This window comes from Mycolicibacterium vaccae NBRC 14118 = CIP 105934, assembly GCF_001552715.1.
Classification (GTDB): Bacteria; Actinomycetota; Actinomycetes; order Mycobacteriales; family Mycobacteriaceae; genus Mycobacterium; species Mycobacterium vaccae.
Genome location: NZ_BCRS01000119.1, coordinates 1 through 19,830, shown reverse-complemented (window position 1 = coordinate 19,830; position 19,830 = coordinate 1). Strand labels below are relative to the sequence as shown.

The window sequence follows — 19,830 nt, the reverse complement described above, 5'->3', positions numbered from 1 at the left end:
GCCGGACCCGCGCCGGCGGGGCTTGCCGGCCGCCGCGGCGGCCGCGTAGCCGGGGTCGAGGTGTTCGGTCAGCAGCGAGCGCAGCAGTGACGGGACCGGGATGCGCGTGGGTGCGCCCGGCTCGTGCGCGTTGCGCCCGGCCGAGTCGAATCCCCCCATCGTGCTCATGAGGGGGGCATCTCCCGCATGACCATCCTGACCTGGATCAGATACAGGATCCCCGACCACAGATACATCGCCAGGCCCCAGATCAGGAAAGCCCACCCGGCCGCCAGCACCACCCGGCTCCACTGGGCGTCGAACTGGCCGCCCAGCACCATCGGCAGTCCGACCATCAGCGCGAACGTCGCCGCCTTGCCGATATAGGTGACCGGCAGTGCCGACAGCCCGCGGCTGCGCAGCAGCGGGAGGGTGGCGGCCAGCACCGCGTCGCGGCCGAGCAGCAGCGCGACGAACCACCACGGCAACAGGCCGACCGCGGCCATCGTCAGGGGCACGGTGATCATGTAGATCCGGTCGACGGCCGGGTCCAGCAGCTCCCCGAGCCGGGACGACTGGTTGGTGTAGAGCCGGGCGATCTTGCCGTCGGCCCAGTCGGACAGCCCGCTGAAGATGAGCACAGCCAGCGCCCACCCGGTCGCGTCCGCGACAAGCATCAGGTAGAGGAACACCGGGACGAGCACGAGCCGGATCATCGACAGCGCGTTCGGCACCGTCAGCACCTTGTCGCGCGGTGCCACCGCATCCCCTTGTCCGAAGGTGCGGGCCATGCCGGTAAACCTAGCGGAACACCCCGGGCAGGCTCAGTGCCGAGAGGGTGTCGTCGGCCAGCGGGTTGTCGTGGACCATGTACGTCCACGTCGACGTCGGCCGCGCCAGCTTGGACAGGTCGACCCCGGGCTCGTCCTCGATCGACGGCGCGGTCTCGAAGGTCTGCTGAGCGGCCTCGATCGCATCGGCGGCCAGGGACGCGAACGCGTCGACGGCCATCCGGTGGAACTCGTCGAGCGGGTTCTGCCTGCCCAGCGCGCGCAGGTGGATGCTCTCCCGGATGTCGGCCAGGAACGCCAGGTGGTCCGCCCAGGCCCGGTCGAGGTGGTAGAGCATGATCAGCCGGCAGATCTTCTCCAGCTTCTCGTCGGCGTCGTCGCCCAGCCGGGCGCTGACCTCCTGGTAGCGCTCCGGGGCCAGTTCGGCGATCTCGTCGCGGGCCGTCGCGGTGCGCAGCAGGGTGTCGCGCCGCTCCACCAGGATTGCGCGTTGCTGCGCGATCAGCTGGTTGTAGCGCCAGGTGTTGGCGTGCACGTCGAGCAGCCGGCCCTCGGCGACGCGCTGGGCGTGCTCGAGCAGGGTCGCTGCCTTCGGGCTGAGCACCCGGCCGTTTTCGTCGCACTCCAGCGGAAGCTTGTTGTCCTCCAGGTGCGAGACGACGAGGTCGTCTTCCCAGCTGGAGAAGAACACCGAGGTGCCGGGGTCGCCCTGGCGCCCGGCGCGACCGCGCAGCTGGTTGTCGAGCCGCTCGGTGTGGTGGCGCCCGGTGCCGATCACGTGCAGCCCGCCGAGTTCGACGACCTGATCGTGACTGGACTCGTCGGAGCCGCCGAGCCGGATGTCGGTGCCGCGGCCGGCCATCTGGGTCGACACCGTGACCGCGCCGAGCTTGCCCGCCTCGGCGATGACGCTGGCCTCTTCGGCGTCGTTCTTGGCGTTGAGCACCACCGCGGGCACGCCGGCCTTGACCAGCCGCCTGTGCAGGTCCTCGGACTCGGCGACGTCCCGGGTGCCGACCAGCACCGGCTGTCCGGTCTGGTGGATCTCGGCGATGTGCTCGACGACGGCGTCGTTCTTGGCCGCGATGGTCACGTAGACGCGGTCGGTCTCGTCCTCGCGGATGTTGGGCTTGTTCGGCGGGATCGGTGAGACGCCGAGTTTGTAGAACTGCCGCAGCTGCTCGCCGGCGGCCAGCGCGGTGCCGGTCATCCCGCACACCCGCGGGTACCGGTTGATCAGCGCCTGCACGGTGATGGTGTCGAGCACCTCGCCGGTCTCGGTGGTCTCGATGCCCTCTTTGGCCTCCACCGCGGCCTGCAGGCCGTCCGGCCAGCGCTGCAGCGTCGCGATGCGCCCGCGTGAGGAGTTGATCAGGTGCACGGCGTCGTCCCGCACGATGTAGTGCACGTCGCGCTGCAGCAGCACGTGGGCGTGCAGCGCGACGTTCACCTCGGTCAGTGTGGTGGCGACGTGTTCCTCGGAGTACAGGTCGATGCCGCCGAGAGCCGCCTCGATCTTGCGGGCGCCCGCCTCGGTGAGGTGCACGTTGCGGCTGTCGTTGTCGGTCGCGTAGTCGGTGTTCTCGTCGAGTTCGCCCACCAGGCGGATCAGTTCGAGCCGGGGGGTCTCGCGGTGGCTGGTGCCGGCCAGCACCAACGGCACCAGCGCCTCGTCGACGAGCACCGAGTCGGCCTCGTCGATCAGCGCCACGTCCGGGTTCGGCGAGACCAGGTCGGCCACGTCGGTGACCAGCTGATCACGCAGCACGTCGAAGCCGATCTCGTTGACCGAGGCGTAGGTGACGTCGCAGGCGTAGGCGGCGCGGCGCTCGGCGGCGGTGGAGTCGGCGGTGATCCACCCGATGCTCAGCCCCATGGCCTCGATCACCGGCCCCATCCACTCGGCGTCGCGGCGGGCCAGGTAGTCGTTGATGGTGATGACGTGCACGTTGCGCCCGGCCAGCGCGTAGCCGGCCGCGGCGATCGCGCCGGACAGCGTCTTGCCCTCGCCGGTGGCCATCTCGACGACGTCGCCGGCCAGCATTCGCAGGGCGCCGAGCAACTGCACGTCGAACGGCCGCAGGCCGATGGTCCGGTCGGCGGCTTCGCGGGCGATCGCCAGGAACTGGGGGATGTCGGCGGCGTCGGCGAGGTCGTCGAGCTCGAGCAGTTTGGCGGCCTTGCGCAGTTGGTCCTCGTCGAGTTCGGCGGCCTTGGAGTCGAAGTCGGCCGCCTTGCGGACCAAGGCCATGGAGCGGTCCTGGTCCTTGTCAGTGCTGGCGCCCAGCAGCTTCCAGAATCGGCCGGAGATCCGGCCGGTCTTCGCAGATTCAGTCTTGGAGGAGGTGCGTGCCACACGATCACGGTACGCGCCCGCATTTGCGCGGCGGCAACCATAATCCGACGGTGACCTCCCCGTCGTCCGTCCCGGTCCTGATCGCCGGCGCCGGTCCGGTCGGCCTGACCGCCGCCCTCGAGTTGGCCCGCCGCGGCGTCGAGGTCCGCATCGTGGACCCACTGCCGCACCCGCGGCGCTACGCCAAAGCAGTCGGGGTGCAACCGCGCACCCTGGAGATCTTCGAGGGCATGGGGATTCTGCGTCGGATCCTCGACGCGGGCGAGCCGATGAACGGACAGCTCGTCTACGTCAACGGAGCACAGGTGGGACGCCTCGACCTGAGTCTGCCGCCCGACGTACCGTTCGGCTTCTTCTGCATTCCGCAGTACGAGACCGAACGCGTTCTGCAGGAGGAACTCGCGCTGCGCGGCGTGCTCGTCGAGCGTTGCGTGCAGGTGAGCGGCTTCGCTCAGGACGGCGACGGGGTGACGGCGACGCTGACCGGCCCCGGCGGGGACAAGACGGTGCGCGCCGGCTATCTGGTCGGCGCCGACGGGGCCCACAGCGTCGTGCGCAGGACCTTGGGGCTGACGTTCGAGGGTGCGGCGTTCGAGGAGCAGTACATGCTCGGCGACGTCGAGGTGGACTGGTCGATGCCGCCCGGGTATGCGGTGCGGTCGGTGCACCAGACCGACGGGGCCACCGACGACCTGTTGGTGTGTATTCCGCTGCCCGGTCGCTGCCGGTATCGGATGTCGATGCTGGTGCCTGCGGATTTTCCGTCGGGGCGGACCCCTGAGCTGGAGGACATCCAGGCCGTGCTGGACCGCCTGTCCCCGCAGCCCACCACCGCGCGGAACCTGCGGTGGTCCTCGGTGTTCCGGATCAGCCACCGCATCGTCGACGCGTACGGGCGGGGCCGGGTGTTCGTCGCCGGCGACGCCGCCCACATTCATCCGCCGACGGGCGCGCAGGGCATGAACACCGGCATCCAGGACGCGCACAATCTGGCCTGGAAGCTGGCGCTGGCGGTGTCGGGCGCCGCGGCACCGCAGTTGACGGACAGTTACGACGCCGAACGGCGGCCCGTCGGCGAGGAGGTCGTCGGCCGCACCGTGCGTAATGCCCGCGACGGCGCCGGCGTGGGCATGGGGACGGACCCCACCGAGGCGTCCTACGCGATGCGCCGCGAGGCACAACTGCTGATCGACTATGCGGGCAGCCCGATCGTCACAGGCTCCGCGGGCGGCCGCGCCCCCGACGCCCGCGGCCTGACCCGGCCGGCGGTCAGCGCACCGGTCCGGTTGTTCACGGTGTTCAGCGCCCTCGACCACACCCTGCTGCTGTACGTCGACGGCCCCGTCGGAACCGACGACGTCGACGCACTCGAGGCCACCGCCGCGGCCGCGACCGGCGCCGCCCACGGTCGGCTCGATGTGTATCTGATCGCGGCGGGAACCGCCGACGTCGCCGCCACCGTGCTGCCGCTGATCCGTGACCGGGACGGCGATTTCGCGCGACAGTACGGCGCTGCGGGCCCCGCCCTGTTCCTGGTGCGGCCCGACGGATACCTCGCATACCGCCAGTCCGGTCGGTGCGACGCCGACGGCCTGATCGCCGCTCTGCGGACGACATTCGGATAGCGCGGTCTCCCCGCCGAGCTGCAACCTGCGGTAACTTCGCCGCAGACCGTAAGGCGTGCGGAGGGGGGCCACCCGGCGGTGGACACGGTTGATGCTCTGACGTTCCGCCCGACCCTCGACTGGGGCCGCGAGTTCTTCCATTCGCTAATTTGGATCGGTCAGACATTCGCGCTGACTGCGGTGTGTCTGTTGGTCATTCTGGTGTTGCTGGGCCGGTTCACCGAGTGGGGTCGCCAGTTCTGGCGCGTGACGGCCGGGTACTTCACGGGCAGGCACAGCGCAGTGGTCTGGGCGCTGTTCGCGCTGCTGCTGTTGTCCGTCGTCGCGTCGGTACGACTGAACGTGCTGCTGACCTACTACATCAACGACCTGTTCACGTCGCTGCAGGTCGCCTTCCAGGGCGGCATGAACAGCGGGATGGCGGGTTTCTGGGCGTCGATGCGGGTGTTCGCGGTGCTGGCCGCGTGCTTCGTGGTCCGACTGCTGGCCGACATGTATTTGACCCAGCGGTTCATGATGCGCTGGCGGATCTGGCTGAGCCGCCGCTTCATCGACGACTGGCTCGGCGATCTCGCCTACTACCGGGCCCAGTTCACCGGCCGGCCGATCGACAACCCGGACCAGCGGATCCAGCAGGACATCGACGTGTTCACCGCCGGGGTCGGCGGTACCCCGAACAACCCGATCTACAACTCGGGCAACACCTTGCTGTTCGGCGCCGTGGGGGCGGTGCTGTCGGTGTTGTCGTTCGGCCCGATCCTGTGGCGGCTGTCCGAGCCGGTCACCTTGGGCGGGCTCACGCTGCCGCGTGCACTGTTCTGGATCGTCGTCGTCTACGTGCTGATCGCGACCGTCGTGGCGTTCGTCATCGGTCGGCCGATGATCCGGCTCAGCTACGTCAACGAGTTACGCAACGCGGGCTTCCGGTACGCGCTGGTCCGGGTGCGCGACGCCGGCGCCGCGGTCGGGCTGTACCGAGGCGAGCCGGCGGAACGGTCGGCGCTCAGAGGCCAATTGGACGGCGTGATGGACAACTATCGCCGCTACCTGAACCGGATGATGATGTACTTCGGGTGGAACGTGTCGGTCAGCCAGACCATCAACCCGCTGCCGTGGCTGGTGCAGGCGCAGGGGCTGTTCGCCGGCCGCATCACCTTCGGTGACGTGTGGCAGTCGTCGAACTCGTTCGGCGCCATCCACGACTCGCTGTCGTTCTTCCGCAACGCCTACGACGAGTTCGCGAGCTACCGCGCGGCGATCATCCGGCTCGACGGCCTGGTCGACCAGAACACCCGCGCGGCAGCGTTCACCGCCGTCAGCACCGAGAGTTCCGGCAACGGCGAGTTGGCGGTGCAGCGGGTGGAGGTGCGCAGACCCGACGGCACACCGTTGGTGCGGACCCTCGACCTGTCGATGGAAACCGGTGAGGGACTGGTGATCACCGGCCCGTCGGGTATCGGCAAGTCGGTGCTGGTGCAGAGCCTGGCCGGGATGTGGCCCTACGCGTCGGGCCGGGTGCTGCTCCCTGAGGGGCGCGACGAGACCATGTTCGTCCCGCAGCTGCCCTACTTCCCCGTCGGCGACCTGCGCGCGGTGGTGTCCTACCCCCGGCCGCCGGGCACGTTCGAGGACAATCGCGTCCAGAAGGCGCTGCTCGATGTCGCGCTGCCGAACCTGGTCATCCGGCTCAACGAGACGCAGGACTGGGCCAAGGTGCTCTCGGTCGGCGAGCAGCAGCGCATCGCGTTCGCGCGCATCCTGCTGGCGCGGCCCCGGGCCGTGTTTCTCGACGAGTCGACCTCGGCGATGGACGAGGGGCTGGAGCAGACGCTGTACCGGTTGCTGCGCGCCGAGCTGCCCCAGACCATCGTGGTCAGCGTCAGCCATCGCGCCTCGGTCGCGCCGTTCCACCACCGGCGCCTGGAGCTCGTCGGCGACGGCGAGTGGCGGCTGGAGCGACTCGACGATCCGCAAAGCCACGCCGCGGCGCCGTAGCCAGGTCGCCGGGGTACCTTGCCCGAATGGAAACGTTCACCCCGACTCTCGATTGGGGCAACGAGCTGTGGACCTCGTTGTGGTGGGTCGCCCAGGGCTGGGCCTACGCGGCGGTCGCCACGATGGTCGTCCTGGTCCTCCTCGTGCGGTTCACCACGTGGGGCCACCAGTTCTGGCGCGTGACCCGCGGCTACTTCACCGGCCCCGAGAGTGTGATCGTCTGGCTGTGGCTGGCCGGCATTCTGCTGCTGGTGGTCCTGAGCGTGCGGCTGTCGGTGCTGTTCAGTTTCCAGGGCAACGACATGATGACGAGCTTCCAGGTCATCGCGGCCGGCGTCGGTGCGGGCGACGAGGCGGTGAAAGAGTCCGGTAAGGACGGGTTCTGGCTGTCGATGTGGGTGTTCGCGGTCCTGGCCGTGATCAACGTCGTGAGCATCATGATCGACCTGCTCGTCACCCAGCGCTTCATGCTGCGCTGGCGCACGTGGCTCACCGATCAGCTCACCGGCGACTGGCTCGAGGGCAAGGCCTACTACCGGGCACGCTTCATCGACTCCACGATCGACAACCCCGATCAGCGCATCCAGACCGACATCGACATCTTCACCACCGGTGTCGGACCGCTGCCGAACCGGCCCAGCAACACCTCGGGCTCCACGCTGCTCTTCGGCGCCGTGTCCTCGATCGCGGCGATGATCTCGTTCACGACGATTCTGTGGAATCTGTCGGGACCGGTGACCCTGCCGTTCATCGGCTTCGAGTTGCCCAAGGCGATGTTCTTGATCGGCATCGTCTACATCCTGTTCGCCACCGTGATCGCGTTCTGGATCGGCCGGCCGATCATCGGTCTGTCGTTCAACAACGAGAAGTTCAACGCCGCATTCCGGTATGCGCTGGTGCGGCTGCGCGACGCCTCCGAAGCGGTGGCGTTCTACCGCGGCGAGCTCGCCGAGCGCACCGGACTCCGCCGTCGGTTCGGACCGATCGTCGAGAACTACAAGAAGTACGTGAACCGGATGGCCGGCTTCCTGGGCTGGAACCTGTCGATCACCCAGGCGCAGGAGCTGATCCCCTACATCGTGCAGTTCTCCCGCTTCTACAACGGCGAGATCACCCTGGGGCAGCTGTCCCAGACGGGCAGCGCGTTCCGCTCGATCCTGTCGGGTCTGTCGTTCTTCCGTAACGCCTACGACGACTTCGCCGGCTACCGGGCGGCGATCATCCGTCTGCACGGTCTGGTGATCGCCAACGAGGAAGGCCGCGAGTTGCCGTCGCTGGCAGCAGAGAACTGCACCGATGGTCGCGTCGAGCTGGACGACGTCGAGGTGCGCACCCCCGACGGCAGGCAGCTCGTGCAACCGCTCGACCTCACCCTGCAACCGGGCGACGCGCTCGTGGTCACCGGACCGTCCGGCAGCGGGAAGACGACGCTGCTGCGCAGCCTCGGCTCGCTGTGGCCGTACGCGTCGGGCACGATCACGTGCCCGATGGCGGAGAACAAGACGATGTTCCTGTCCCAGTTGCCGTACGTGCCACTGGGTGATCTGCGGACGGTGGTGGCCTACCCGAACAACCCCCACGACATCGACGACGCAACGCTGCGCGACGTGCTCAACCGGGTCGCGCTACCGCATCTGGTCAACCGCCTCGACGAGGAGCAGGACTGGGCCAAGGTCCTCTCCCCCGGAGAGCAGCAACGCATCGCCTTCGCGCGGATTCTGCTGACCAGACCGCAGGCGGTGTTCCTCGACGAGTCCACCTCGGCACTCGACGAAGGACTGGAACTGATGCTCTACCAACAGGTGCGCAGCGAGCTCCCCGACACGATCCTGGTCAGCGTCAGCCACCGCAGTACCGTCGAGCAGCATCACACCCGGGAGCTGAAACTGCTCGGCGACGGCCGGTGGGAACTCAGCGAACTGGAGCCCCAGCCGACCTAGGACCGCGCAGCGCGGCTAGCGCCGCGCTGCGTGTTCTCCCGCCCGCCTCGCTGCGTGTTCTCCCGCCCTCCTCCCGAAGAACGACCCCTCGCCCAACTGCGTCCCACTCGCATAACCCATGCCGTCCTGGGCGATGTTGCACGCGCACGCGCCGGCGGCGTACAGGCCGGGGATCGCGGAGCCGTTCTCGCGCAGCACCTCGCCGTCGATCGACACCGTCAACCCGCCCATCGTGAAGCCGGAGTACATCGCCCGGCCCAGTGACAGGTCGAACACCGCGTACGGCCCGGTGTCCTGTGCGGCAAGGTATTCGGGCTGCTTGTGGAAGTCGGGGTCGACGCCCTGTGCGGCGTCGGCGTTATAGCGCTCCAGCGTGGCCGCCAGGTTGCCTGCCGGAATGTCCAGGGCGGCTTCGACTTCCGCGATCGTCTCGTAGCCGTCGATGAACTTGATCAGCGGCATCTCCGGCATCTGCATGTGGGCCTCGTCGACGACGAGATACGCCGTCTGCTCGGGCTGCTCCAGCACGAACGCCGAGGTGCGCGAATGGTAGGAGTCCTCGGCGACGAAGCGCTTGCCGTCCTTGTTCACGATGACACCGGTGAGCAGGATCTCGGGTGGGTAGGCGGCGGCGGTGATGAACAACTGGTCCAGGTTGGCGGCCACCCCGCCCGCCGAGATCCCGAGTTTGATCCCGAGTCCGTCGTCGTTGGGATTGCCGAGGATGTAGGGCGCGACGGTGCCGTGGTGTTTGGTCTTGCGTTCCTGGCCGAGGGCCGGGGTGTACTCGGCCACCATGTCGGCGTTCATCGCGAATCCACCCGCGGCGATCACCACCGATTTCGCCTTCACCTCACCGGTTTCGGTGAAGTGCTTCCACCGCACGCCGACTACCGCGCCGTCGTCACCGGTGACCAGTGCGGTCGCCCCCGTCTCGTAGCGGATCTGCACCCCGAGGTCGGCGGCGCGCTTGAGCAGCAGGTCGATCACCATCGCCGCACCGCCGAGCTCCCCCGGCACCGGCACCGAATGCCCGCGCGGGGCGGGCTTGGCCTGCTCGCAGAACGGCCACACCTTCTCGTTGCCGGTGTAGGACAGCCCCTCGGTGCCCGGGGGCACCACGACCTTGCCCGGGTAGTAGCTGCGCTCGAACTGGAAGCCAAGGCCCTCAAGCCAATTGAAGTGCTCGACGCTGCCTTCGCAGTAGGCCCGGATCTTGTCGTGCTCGGGATCGCGCGACTGCGACACCAGGTACTTGTACATCTCCTCGGCGCTGTCCTCGTGCCCGGTCGCCTGCTGCACCGCGGTGCCGCCGCCGAGGTAGAAGTGACCGCCGGCCATCGAGGTGGTGCCGCCGGCCGCTGCGGCCTTCTCCAGCACCAGGACCCGGGCGCCTGCCGCGGCGGCGCTGACGGCAGCGCACCCGCCTGCGATGCCGAACCCGATGACCACGACGTCGGCCTCGTCGGACCAGGACGTGACGTCGCCGGCGGGCACGGTGTCCGGGATGTGCTGCATGCTCACTTCTGCTGCTCCTGTTTGATGTGGTCGAAAAGTGTCTGGATTTCCGGTGGTACGTAGGCGAATTCGATGAACGGCACACCCGCGTGCGCCGCGGATGCGTAGGCGAACTTCATGCCTCCGGGCATGGTGCCGGCCATGACGATGTCGGCCCCGGCGACCGCGGCGTCGAAGCCCGCGGCGTCGAACGCCCGGCACACGTGGTGCAGTCCCGGCCCGCCCCGGTCGAGGAACTCCCGATAGATGCTCTGTCCCCGCACCGGGGCGATCACCTCGAGCTGGGTGTCGCCGGCGTAGCTCAGCGAGATGTCGGCGACGTGGTCGGCGGGCCCGCCGCGGTAGGTGCAGGTGTCCGGGCCGAAATGCACGCCGGGCATGCGTACCCAGGTACGGGCGCCCAGCAGCGACCTCAGCGCCGTCTCGGTGGCGGCGAGGTCATCGGTCACCCAGGCAATCTGGACAGGTGTCTGGTCGAGCATCTCTGAGAGGATATCGCCAGCGATGCGGACAAGCTAGAACGTGTTCTACCTAGCGGGTTAACGCACAGGCCCGCCGCCGCGATGTTCCCGGTATGCGCCTCACCGTTCTGGCCGCGATCCCGGCCCTGCTCCTCGGCGCGGGCGTCGCGCACGCGGAGCCGGCCGGGATCCCCGCCGGGTTCCCCGACGTCAGTGCCTATGCCGCTGTCGACCCGAAACCGTACGTGGTCTACGGGGCGCATCCGAGCTTGTCGGGGTGGGAGTTCCGGACGCCGGCGGGCCTGCACTGCCGGTCCAGTCTGATCCCCGACCTCGGGGTGTTCTGCGAAGGGCCCGTCTCGGTCGGCGTGTCGCTGACCCGGTCAGCTGCGCTGCGTGAACCCGATCCCGGTCCGATCAAGGGCGACCGTCTGCTGTTGCCCGTCGGTTCGCGGATGGACGCCGGTAACGGTGTGGTGTGCGCGGTGCCGGACGCGGCCACCCTGGCCTGCCTGGCATCCAAGCCCGCGTCGTGGTCCGTCGACACACCCGACCCACCCGACCGGCACTACGGCGAGCACGGGTTCGCCGTCGGGCCCGCAGGCACTCAGCTGTTCTGACCGGGAGCGTGCCGGCCGAGCAGATCGGTCAGCAACACCACCTGCATGTCGAACAGCACCGAGGGCTCGGCGAACGTGTCCGGCCCGTACTGACCGAACACCTCGAGGCTGATCGCCCCGACCAGCGCCGCCCACAGCACCATGCTCCTGACCATCACGGCGTCGTCGACGGCAACCCCGAACTCCTCGCGCAGCCCGTCGAAATCCTTCGAAAGCGGTTGTGGCGCAGCATTACCTGAAGGAGGGATGTCGCCGGCGGCGACGCCCGCGGCCACCACCTCCAGCAACGCCCCCACCACGCGGGTGCCGGGTCCGACGGTCTCGTCCCGGGGCGCGCGGTAGCCGGGGACCGGGCTGCCGTAGAGCAGCGCCCAGACCGCCGGGCGCTGCACCGCCCACTCCCGCGCGGCTCGCGCCATCGCCGCCAGCTGCTGCCGCCATCCCCCGGCGGCCGCGTCGCGGGCCTGCTCGACGGAATCGGCGAGCTCGGTGTACGCGTCGACGAGCAGCAGGGTCAGCAGCTCATCCCGGCTTGCGACGTATCGGTAGACCGCCGACGACACCATGCCCAGGTCGCGGGCGATCGCACGCAGCGACAGTCCCGCGGCCCCGTCGGTCACCAGGCGCGCGCGTCCGAGTTCCACGATCCGGCGCTCGACGCGGTCTCTGGCGTCTTGTCGCTTGCCCACGCGGGTCAGTGTGGCATCCTGAAAACAGAGAGCAGTGCTCTCTGGAGAAACGGCAGATCGGAGAAGAGCAGATGACAGTCCGTTACGACGCCCCCGGCCCCGGGGCCCGCATGTTCAACACCGTGGTCCGCCGGCTCGCCGAGGCCGGGATCAGCATCCAGGGCAGCACCGCGATCCGGGTTCCCGGGCGCACCACCGGCCGACTGCGCGGGGTGGTGGTCAACCTGATGACCGTCGACGGGCGGCGCTATCTGGTCTCGCCGCGGGGCAACACGCAGTGGGCACGCAACGCCCGTGCGGCCGGGTACGTGCAGACGGGGCCGCGGTGGCGGTCGCGCACCGATGCCCTGGCCGAGGTCACCGACGATGCGAAGCCCGAGCTGCTCAAGCGCTACCTGGACCGGTGGTTCTGGCAGGTGAAAGGCCACGTCGGTGGACTCACGCCGGAGTCCACCGCCGAGGAGTTGCGCGCGGCCGCGCCGTCGATCCCGGTGTTCGAGATCCGCTAGTTGCGAGGAGCCACGGTGGCCGAGGCCGCCGACACGGTGTCCGCCTGGGCCTGCTGGCTGGCCACCTCCCACGAGATCGCCGCGGGCAGCGTGCCCCAGGTGCTGTTGAACAGCCCGATCAGGACGGTGCGCCCGTCCGGGGTCGGCGTGTACACCGGGCCGCCAGAGTCGCCCTTGCGGCTCACCACACCGTTGGTCATGGTGAACCAGCCGTTGTTCACCGACTCGATGGTGCCGCAGCTCTCGCCGGTGACGACGCCGAAGTGGCACACCGGCATACCGCGCGCGGGCCGCACCGCGGCATCGGTGACCAGCACCTTGCCGCCGGGCAGCACGTTGTTGACCGCGACGTGCGGGGCCAGATGGATCACCTCCCAGTCGGTGATCTGGTGATTGGTGTCGACCGTCATACCGTCGGGGGTGTTGTCGCGGAACGATCCCTGGGTGCCGATCATCGTGCCGAACTTGTCGGAGACGGTGCCCGACGCGCGGCAGTGGCCCGCGGTGTAGCCGATCCGGGTCTGCGGGTCGACGTAGCCCAGCGTGCACAGCACGGTGTCCTGGTGGATCTCCATGCCGGGGAAGACGAGGACACCCGGCTGGGCCTGCGCGGGCACCGACTGAAGGACGAGGGCGAGCAGCGGCGCGAGGACCGCGAACAGTACCTGGAGCATCCGAGACGAGAACCGAACAGACACTGACCCCTCCGCCCTACCGTGATGATGTGTAACCGGCTCATCGCGGTTGGATAAAGGTCCGTTACAAACGGTTCAGGAGTCGAAGCCCAGACCTGCGGCGTCGAGAGCCTTGAGCAGCAGGTTGCGTCGGCCGGCGGAATGGTCGGCGCGGTCGAGTGACCAACGGGTGGCCTGGATGCCCGCGCTGGCCAACGGCTCGGGCGGGAACGGCAACGGTTTGCGGCGCACCATCTCCAGCTCGGTGCGCGGCGTTGGCGTGCCGTCGAGCAGGTCCAGACAGACGTCGGCGGCGAACCGCGTCGCGCCGACGCCCAGCCCGGTGAAGCCGTTGACGTAGGCGACGCGCCCCTCCCTCGCCAGTCCCCAGTGCGCGCAGAACCGCGTGTTGGTGTCGATCGCACCCGCCCACCGGTGGCTGAACGTGACGTCGTCGAGCTGCGGGAACGTGATGAAGAAGTGCGCCGCGAGCCGGCGGTAGGTGTCCGGCCGGTCCTCGTAGGAAGACTTCACCTTCCGGCCGAAGTGGTAGACGGCGTCGTAGCCGCCCCACACGATCCGGTTGTCCCGGGTCAGGCGGTAGTAGTGGAACTGGTTGGCGCTGTCGCCGATCCCCTGCCTGCCGCCCCAGCCGACGCGGGCCAGCTGCGCGTCAGTCAGCGGTTCGGTGGCCAGCACGTAGTCGTAGACCGGCACGGTGTAGAGCCGGTTGCGGCGCAGCAGGCTGGGAAACACGTTGGTGGCCAACACCACCTGGCGGCAGGTGATGGCGGACCCGTCGGTGTGCACCCGCAGCGCGGCGCCCCCGGAGTCGATCCGCGTCGCGGTGGTGTGCTCGAACACCTCGACGCCGACCTCCCGGCAGGCGCGGGCCAGCTCCAGGGCCAGCTTGGCCGGGTTGACGATCGCGCAGGTGTCGGCGCTGAACAGCCCCGCGCGGTAGGTGGGCGAGTCCACCTGGTCGCGGACGTGGGTGCCATCGAGGAACTGTCCCTGACCGTCGGCGGCGGCCTCGGTCAGCCACTGCACCTGGTGCGGTTCGGTGGCCACGGTGAGCATGCCCGTGCGCTCCCACTCGACGTCCAGGCCCAGCTCGGCGATCTCGCCCTGCATGCCGTCCAGATTCTCCAGGCCCATCTCCTCGAGCGTGTCGAGTTCGTCGGGCCAGCGCGACTTTCCGTTCTCGTAGCCGTGCGTCAGGCTGGCCTCGACGAAGCCGCCGTTGCGACCCGACGCGGCCCAGCCGATGCGGTCGGCCTCGATGAGGACGACACGCCGGTCGGGGTGACGGCGGGCCGCGTGCAACGCGCTCCACAGACCCGTGTAGCCGCCACCGATTACCAGAAGGTCGCAGGTGACGGGGCCCGAAGGCGGCGGGAACTGCGGGCGCGCGATGTCCAGCCACACCGAACCCTGGGTGCTGGTGGCCAGGGACCGGTCCACCAGCGCGGGGTCCACGTGGGCGTCGAAGACTGTCTGCACAGCGCGCACACTACGTCCTGGCATGCGCCGCTGTCGCTGTCTCGGGCGCGACCGCCGGCTGCCATCCCGGCGGTCCGAAGACGTAGCCGAGTTTGGCCCGCATCCCCCGCGCGGCGCGCAGGTCGCGGAAGATCGCGGAATACTCGTGCGTCTGCAGTTTCCAGATGTTGAACGTGGTCACCGGCTTGGTCAGGCCGTAGCGTGGCCGGAACACCTCGGGCTGGAAGGTGCCGAACAACCGGTCCCAGATGATCAGGATGCCGCCGTAGTTCCGGTCCAGGTAGAGCTGGTCCATCCCGTGGTGCACACGATGGTGCGACGGCGTGTTGAACACGAATTCGATCGGCCGCCAGAGCTTTCCGATCCGCTCGGTGTGAATCCAGAACTGGTAGATCAGGCTGATCGAGAACGCGAAGAACACCATCCACGGCGGAACACCCGACAGCGGCAACGGGATCCACATCAGGATCTCGCCGCTGTTGTTCCATTTCTGCCGCAGCGCGGTCGCGAAGTTGAAGTACTCGCTGGAGTGGTGCGCCTGGTGTGTCGCCCAGACCAGCCGAACCCGGTGCGCCATCCGGTGATACAGGTAGAACAGCAGGTCCACCCCGACGAGCGCGATCACCCACGTGTACCACTGCGTCGCCGACAGTTGCCATGGAGCGAGATAGGCGTAGATCGCGGCATATCCCAACAGCGCCAGGAACTTCCACACACTCATGGTGGCCATCGACACCAGCCCCATCGAGATGCTCGCCCACGAGTCCCGGGTGTGGTAGGCGCCCGTGCCGGGGCGGTCCTCGGCGTGCTCGAGCTTGCGTGCGGCGGTCCACTCGAGGATCAGCAGCAGCAGAAAGAACGGGACCGCGAACAGCACCGGTTCGCGCATCTGCGGCGGCAAGAAGTCCAGGAACTCCACGGCGAGCACCTCCGAGGTGAGTCTACGGCTCTACAGGAAGCTCAGGACGTCGTCGCCCCAGGCCTGGCGGACGCCCGCGTCGAGATCGTCAACCACCGCGTCCTGCTTGTCGATCACCAGCGTCGCACGGTCCTCGGCGCCGTAGGGTCGCCACGCCGGAGCGTCGCCCCCAGCGTCGGGTTCGCCGGTCGCGGCGAAGTTGACCCACCGCGCCCGGATCCGCTCGGAGACCGCCATCCCGGCCTTGCGGCCGCCGAGGGCGAAGGTCGGATCCTTCCGGCCCGAGCCGAAATTGCCCCAGACGAAGGGCAATTCGGTCGCGTGTGCGGCATCCATCCGGACCGCGCGCAGCAGCGGGGTGGCGAAGTCGAAGCGGTACAGGTACACGGGCGCGACCGACCGGTGCCCGTCGGCGAACCAGATCGACGGCATCCGGAACCCGAGGTCGCTGGTCAGCTTCAGTCCGTGGGCCTTGCCGCGCCCGCGGTAGGTGCCTCTGAGGGTGTCGTGGCCGGGCAACGGCAGTCCGGGCTGCTCGGCCTCGATCTCGGCGAACATGGCCTTGATGGCTTCGGGCGCGATCGGCAGCAGCGGCGACTTCATGTACCGGAACAGTGCGGCCTCGTTCTTGTTGGTGCCGATGATCAGCGGCACCGGGTGGGTCAGGCCCTTGCGGGCCGCGTGCACCGGGTAGTCCGGGAGGAGGTCGCCGTCCACGGTCGGGGCGAATGCCAGCCGGCCGGGGGTGCGCACCGGCACCTCGTCGAACACCACGCGTGAGGCCGCGACCAGCGCGTCGACCGGGGCGTCGGCGAGCCGGTGCAGATCGTCACGGCCGGCGCCGAGCACCTCCATGAAACGTTCGGCGATGCGCTGCGCGCGGCTGAGGTCGTAGGTGGAGGTGGCCGGCGAACTCTGGGCGATCCCCCTGCTGAACAGTCCGGCAGCCGCGGGGCTGGCCAGCAGAGAGGTCACGATGCCGCCGCCGGCGGACTCGCCGAACAGGGTGACGCGTCCGGGGTCGCCGCCGAATGCGGCGATGTTGTCGCGCACCCATTCCAGCGCGGCCAGCACGTCGCGCAGGCCGAGGTTGGTCGCGAAGCGGTCGGTGTCGCCGCCGAGCGTGGACAACTCCAGGAAGCCGAGCGCGCCGAGGCGATAGTTCACGGTCACCACGACGGCGTCACCGCCGGTGGCCAGCGCCCGGCCGTGGTAGAGCGGTTGACTGGCCGAGCCGAGGATGTAGGCACCGCCGTGTGCCCACACCAGGACCGGTTTGCCGTCGCCGGGCTGGGTGCCCGGTGGCGCCCATACGTTCAGCGTCAGGAAATCCTCACCCTGCGGGGCGCCGAGATCGATCGGGATCTTCGGGTCGGTGGGCTGCGGGCATACGGGGCCCACCCTGCTGGCGTCGACGGGCTCCGTCCAGCGCGGCGGCGGCTGAGGCGCCCGCCACCGCAACTCACCGACCGGGGCGGCGGCGTAGCGGACGGCTCGCCAGGACATGACGGTGCCGTCATCGACGCCTCGCACAGGTCCGTTGGTGGTGTCCACGACGGGGCGGGCGGCTGCTGAACTGCGGGGCGATGCGTCCGCGGTCATGCCGAAGCTCCTTCGCTCGGGTTCCGGTACGCCACTGTACCAGCGCGGTCCTCCGACCGGCCGCTGTTCAGACGCGGCGTCGGGAGCTGAGTACCCCGGCCAGCAACACCAGGGCCACGCCGGCGACCGGGACGATGAGCAGGCCCGCGCGCAGGCTGGTCGCGTCGGCGACGAGCCCGACGATGAGCGGGGCGCCGAGGAAGCCGACGCGCATCAGCCAGGTCAGCAGGGTCAGCCCGGTGCCGGCCCGCAGACCGGGCAACTCGTCGGCGGCACGCATGGCCGCGGGCACGACGGTGGCCACGCCGAGGCCGGCGGCGGCGAAGCCGGCGATGGTGCCGGGCACGGTGGGGAACGCCAGCGCGACGCCCATCCCCACCGCGGCCAGGAGTCCTCCGCTGCGCGCCACCGCGCGCTCACCGAACCGGTCGACCAGTCGGTCGCCGAGCATCCGCCCGATGCACAGGAAACCGACCAGCGCGACGTAGCCCAGCACCGCGACCGGGCCGGGGGCGCCGAGGCTGTCGCGGAGGTAGAGCGTGGCCCAGGAACTGCCCGCGTCCTCGACCGTCGCCCCGGCCATCGCAATACCGACCAGCGCGAGCAGCGTCAGCAGCACCGCGGGCCGCACTCCCCTGGTGTCGGTGCTGTGCGTCGCCGGGTGGTCGTCGTGGTCCGGGCCGTGCAGCAGGTGCGGGTAGGCGACCACCACGGCCGCGCAGAACACCACGCCCGCGACGCCGAGGTGGACCGGGCGCGGGATGTCCAGCGCGATGGCGCCCGCGCCCATCAGCCCCCCGACGACTGCACCGACGGCCCACACCGCGTGCAGCGAGTTGATGATCGACCGTCCGTAATTGCGTTGCAGCCGAAGCCCGTTGACGTTCTGTGCGACGTCGGCGATGGCGTCGCAGGCCCCCGCAGCGAACAGCGCCGCGGCGAAGGCCACCGGTGTGCCGGCCACCCCGGCGACCATGATCGCCACCGCCAGCGCAATCGTGGTGGCCAGGGCGATACGGGCGGACTGGAACCGTCTGATCAGCGCCGCGGCGGCCGGTCCGGCGACCAGCGCACCGGCGGAGAAGGATGCGACCGCGGCGCCGTAGCCCGCGTTGGACATCGCCAGGTCTGTTTTGATCTCGGGATACCTGGGCAGCAGGTTGGCGAACAGTGCGCCGTTGGCGAGGAACAGAGCGGCGACCGCGACCCGAGCTGACGCCATTGCAGCGACCATACCGGCACCGCCTCGCCGTTCGCGATGCCGCCTGGCAGGGCAAGATTGGCGCCATGGCGGATGTGTCGGAAGTGCCCACGGAGCTGATCGACCTCGCGCACCGGTACGGGGTGGCCACCGAATACACGGACTGGACGGGCAGGTGGGTCCCGGTGCCACCCACGACGCTCATCGCGGTGCTCGACGCGCTGGGCGTCGCGGCGGCCACCGACCGGGACCGCGCCGAGGCCCTCGCCCGGCACGACCGCGAACACTGGGCCAGGGCGCTGCCGCCGACGATCGTCGGCCGCACCGGCGCGACGGTGCCGTTCTGGGTGCACGTCACCCACGGCGATCCGGCGCCGCTGTGGCTGCGGCTTGAGGACGGCAGTGTCCGCACCGGCCTGCGCCAGCTCGAAAACAACCGGCCTCCCTACGATCTGGACGGAAGGCTGGTGGGCGAGGCGAGTTTCGAGCTGCCTGCGGACCTGCCGGCCGGGTACCACCGGCTGCACCTGCAGGTGGGCGAGTCCGACGTCAGCACCACGGTGATCGTGGCGCCGGAGACGGTGCGCAGCAGCGACCGGCTGGGCACCGGCCGCGCGTGGGGGCTGGCTACCCAGCTCTACAGCGTGCGGTCCCGGAACTCGTGGGGGGTCGGCGATCTGACCGATCTGACCGATCTCGCGGTGTGGTCGGCGGCCCGGCACGGCGCCGGCTTCGTGCTGGTCAATCCGCTGCATGCGGCGACGCCGATCGCGCCGATGGAACCGTCGCCGTACCTGCCGACGTCGCGCCGGTTCGTCAACCCGATCTATCTGCGGGTCCAGGCGGTGCCCGAGTTCGCGTACGTGCGGCACCGCGGCCGGATCCGCAAGGCGCAGACGCAGGTCCAGGCCCGCGCCGACAGGTCCGGGCGGATCGACCGGGACAGCGCGTGGGCGTCCAAGCGCGCGGCGCTGGAGACGCTGTACCTGGTCGAGCGGTCCGCGGGCCGGGAGATCGCCTATCAGGCCTTCCGGCAGCGCGAAGGTCGCAGCCTCGACGATTTCGCCACCTGGTGTGCGCTGGCCGACCGGTTCGGGGGTGACTGGCGGCAGTGGCCCGAGGGGTTGCAGCATCCGCGGAGCGCGGAGGTCGCCGCGTTCGCCGAGGATCGGTCCACCGAGGTCGATTTCCACCGCTGGCTGCAGTGGCTGGTCGACGAGCAGCTCTCCACCGCGCAGGACCGCGCCGTCTCGGCCGGGATGGACCTGGGCATCATGCACGACCTGGCGGTCGGCGTCGATCCCAGCGGCGCTGACGCGTGGGCTCTGCAGGACGTGCTGGCGCTCGGGGTGACTGCGGGCGCCCCGCCCGACGAGTTCAATCAGCTCGGCCAGGACTGGTCGCAGCCGCCGTGGCGGCCGGACCGGCTCGCCGAGGTCGGTTACGAG

The 19,830-nt window shown here is 69.5% G+C and carries 16 protein-coding genes and 1 pseudogene; 6 read left to right on the top strand and 11 right to left on the bottom strand.

The window, feature by feature from the left end; all coding sequences use genetic code 11:
* From MVA01S_RS32445 to secA2, 3 genes and pseudogenes are all read right to left on the bottom strand, one after another.
* Positions 1-168: pseudogene (locus tag MVA01S_RS32445) on the bottom strand (DUF881 domain-containing protein); the annotation flags it as partial.
* Positions 165-770 carry a CDP-alcohol phosphatidyltransferase family protein gene (locus MVA01S_RS20770; RefSeq protein ID WP_003932238.1) on the bottom strand — a complete coding sequence of 202 codons (606 nt, stop codon included), beginning with the start codon at positions 768-770 and terminating at the stop codon, positions 165-167. The pseudogene MVA01S_RS32445 and the gene MVA01S_RS20770, both read right to left, overlap by 4 nt.
* A 10-nt stretch (positions 771-780) precedes the next feature.
* Positions 781-3,126 (bottom strand): accessory Sec system translocase SecA2, encoded by a 2,346-nt coding sequence (gene secA2 / locus MVA01S_RS20765; RefSeq protein ID WP_003932237.1) that lies wholly within the window; start codon positions 3,124-3,126, stop codon positions 781-783.
* 50 nt (positions 3,127-3,176) lie between these two features.
* Between secA2 and MVA01S_RS20760 the strand changes: the two genes are divergently transcribed.
* The 3 genes from MVA01S_RS20760 to MVA01S_RS20750 all read left to right on the top strand — a co-directional run bounded on the left by MVA01S_RS20760 (position 3,177) and on the right by MVA01S_RS20750 (position 8,686).
* Positions 3,177-4,751, top strand: a complete 1,575-nt coding sequence (locus MVA01S_RS20760) for an FAD-dependent monooxygenase (RefSeq protein ID WP_003932236.1) — start codon at positions 3,177-3,179, stop codon at positions 4,749-4,751.
* A gap of 78 nt (positions 4,752-4,829) precedes the next feature.
* Positions 4,830-6,746 carry an ABC transporter ATP-binding protein/permease gene (locus tag MVA01S_RS20755; protein ID WP_060941681.1) on the top strand — a complete coding sequence of 639 codons (1,917 nt, stop codon included), beginning with the start codon at positions 4,830-4,832 and terminating at the stop codon, positions 6,744-6,746.
* Positions 6,747-6,772: 26 nt separating this feature from the next.
* Positions 6,773-8,686, top strand: a complete 1,914-nt coding sequence (locus tag MVA01S_RS20750; protein ID WP_003932234.1) for an ABC transporter ATP-binding protein/permease — start codon at positions 6,773-6,775, stop codon at positions 8,684-8,686.
* A gap of 15 nt (positions 8,687-8,701) precedes the next feature.
* Here the strand turns inward: MVA01S_RS20750 and MVA01S_RS20745 are convergent, their stop codons facing one another.
* The gene (locus MVA01S_RS20745; RefSeq protein WP_040542331.1) at positions 8,702-10,204 is read right to left on the bottom strand and encodes an FAD-binding protein; all 1,503 of its coding nucleotides are present in this window, start codon (positions 10,202-10,204) and stop codon (positions 8,702-8,704) included.
* Positions 10,205-10,206: 2 nt separating this feature from the next.
* Positions 10,207-10,686, bottom strand: a complete 480-nt coding sequence (locus tag MVA01S_RS20740) for a VOC family protein (protein WP_003932232.1) — start codon at positions 10,684-10,686, stop codon at positions 10,207-10,209.
* 92 nt (positions 10,687-10,778) lie between these two features.
* On the opposite strand from MVA01S_RS20740, the gene MVA01S_RS20735 reads away from it, so the two are divergent.
* Positions 10,779-11,285: a hypothetical protein gene (locus tag MVA01S_RS20735; protein ID WP_003932231.1), complete on the top strand. Its 507-nt coding sequence runs from the start codon at positions 10,779-10,781 to the stop codon at positions 11,283-11,285.
* Here the strand turns inward: MVA01S_RS20735 and MVA01S_RS20730 are convergent.
* Entirely contained in the window at positions 11,273-11,974 is a 702-nt protein-coding gene (locus MVA01S_RS20730) for a TetR/AcrR family transcriptional regulator (RefSeq protein WP_003932230.1), read from the bottom strand. The genes MVA01S_RS20735 and MVA01S_RS20730 overlap by 13 nt on opposite strands.
* A 71-nt stretch (positions 11,975-12,045) precedes the next feature.
* Here MVA01S_RS20730 and MVA01S_RS20725 point away from each other — a divergent pair, with 71 nt between their 5' ends.
* Positions 12,046-12,483: a nitroreductase/quinone reductase family protein gene (locus MVA01S_RS20725; RefSeq protein WP_003932229.1), complete on the top strand. Its 438-nt coding sequence runs from the start codon at positions 12,046-12,048 to the stop codon at positions 12,481-12,483.
* On the opposite strand, the gene MVA01S_RS20720 is transcribed toward MVA01S_RS20725, so the two are convergent.
* The 5 genes from MVA01S_RS20720 to MVA01S_RS20700 all read right to left on the bottom strand — a co-directional run bounded on the left by MVA01S_RS20720 (position 12,480) and on the right by MVA01S_RS20700 (position 18,403).
* Entirely contained in the window at positions 12,480-13,157 is a 678-nt protein-coding gene (locus MVA01S_RS20720) for an Rv1815 family serine proteinase (protein ID WP_003932228.1), read from the bottom strand. The genes MVA01S_RS20725 and MVA01S_RS20720 overlap by 4 nt on opposite strands.
* A gap of 96 nt (positions 13,158-13,253) precedes the next feature.
* Positions 13,254-14,660: an NAD(P)/FAD-dependent oxidoreductase gene (locus MVA01S_RS20715; RefSeq protein ID WP_003932227.1), complete on the bottom strand. Its 1,407-nt coding sequence runs from the start codon at positions 14,658-14,660 to the stop codon at positions 13,254-13,256.
* Positions 14,661-14,670: 10 nt separating this feature from the next.
* The gene (locus MVA01S_RS20710) at positions 14,671-15,549 is read right to left on the bottom strand and encodes a sterol desaturase family protein (RefSeq protein WP_051015350.1); all 879 of its coding nucleotides are present in this window, start codon (positions 15,547-15,549) and stop codon (positions 14,671-14,673) included.
* 60 nt (positions 15,550-15,609) lie between these two features.
* Positions 15,610-17,181, bottom strand: a complete 1,572-nt coding sequence (locus MVA01S_RS20705) for a carboxylesterase/lipase family protein (RefSeq protein WP_003932225.1) — start codon at positions 17,179-17,181, stop codon at positions 15,610-15,612.
* Positions 17,182-17,248: 67 nt separating this feature from the next.
* The gene (locus MVA01S_RS20700; RefSeq protein WP_003932224.1) at positions 17,249-18,403 is read right to left on the bottom strand and encodes an MFS transporter; all 1,155 of its coding nucleotides are present in this window, start codon (positions 18,401-18,403) and stop codon (positions 17,249-17,251) included.
* A gap of 65 nt (positions 18,404-18,468) precedes the next feature.
* Here MVA01S_RS20700 and MVA01S_RS20695 point away from each other — a divergent pair.
* Positions 18,469-19,830, top strand: a 1,362-nt coding sequence (locus MVA01S_RS20695) for a 4-alpha-glucanotransferase (protein WP_003932223.1), incomplete at its 3' end; no start/stop codon positions are given.

Excerpts from the sequence above, each read along its gene's own strand:
- MVA01S_RS20720 (WP_003932228.1), bottom strand. The coding sequence starts at position 13,157 with ATGCTCCAGGTACTGTTCGCGGTCCTCGCGCCGCTGCTCGCCCTCGTC.
- MVA01S_RS20700 (WP_003932224.1), bottom strand. The coding sequence starts at position 18,403 with ATGGCGTCAGCTCGGGTCGCGGTCGCCGCTCTGTTCCTCGCCAACGGC.
- MVA01S_RS20770 (WP_003932238.1), bottom strand. The coding sequence starts at position 770 with ATGGCCCGCACCTTCGGACAAGGGGATGCGGTGGCACCGCGCGACAAG.
- MVA01S_RS20740 (WP_003932232.1), bottom strand. The coding sequence starts at position 10,686 with ATGCTCGACCAGACACCTGTCCAGATTGCCTGGGTGACCGATGACCTC.
- MVA01S_RS20705 (WP_003932225.1), bottom strand. The coding sequence starts at position 17,181 with ATGACCGCGGACGCATCGCCCCGCAGTTCAGCAGCCGCCCGCCCCGTC.
- MVA01S_RS20735 (WP_003932231.1), top strand. The coding sequence starts at position 10,779 with ATGCGCCTCACCGTTCTGGCCGCGATCCCGGCCCTGCTCCTCGGCGCG.
- MVA01S_RS20710 (WP_051015350.1), bottom strand. The coding sequence starts at position 15,549 with ATGCGCGAACCGGTGCTGTTCGCGGTCCCGTTCTTTCTGCTGCTGCTG.
- MVA01S_RS20725 (WP_003932229.1), top strand. The coding sequence starts at position 12,046 with ATGACAGTCCGTTACGACGCCCCCGGCCCCGGGGCCCGCATGTTCAAC.
- MVA01S_RS20745 (WP_040542331.1), bottom strand. The coding sequence starts at position 10,204 with ATGCAGCACATCCCGGACACCGTGCCCGCCGGCGACGTCACGTCCTGG.
- MVA01S_RS20750 (WP_003932234.1), top strand. The coding sequence starts at position 6,773 with ATGGAAACGTTCACCCCGACTCTCGATTGGGGCAACGAGCTGTGGACC.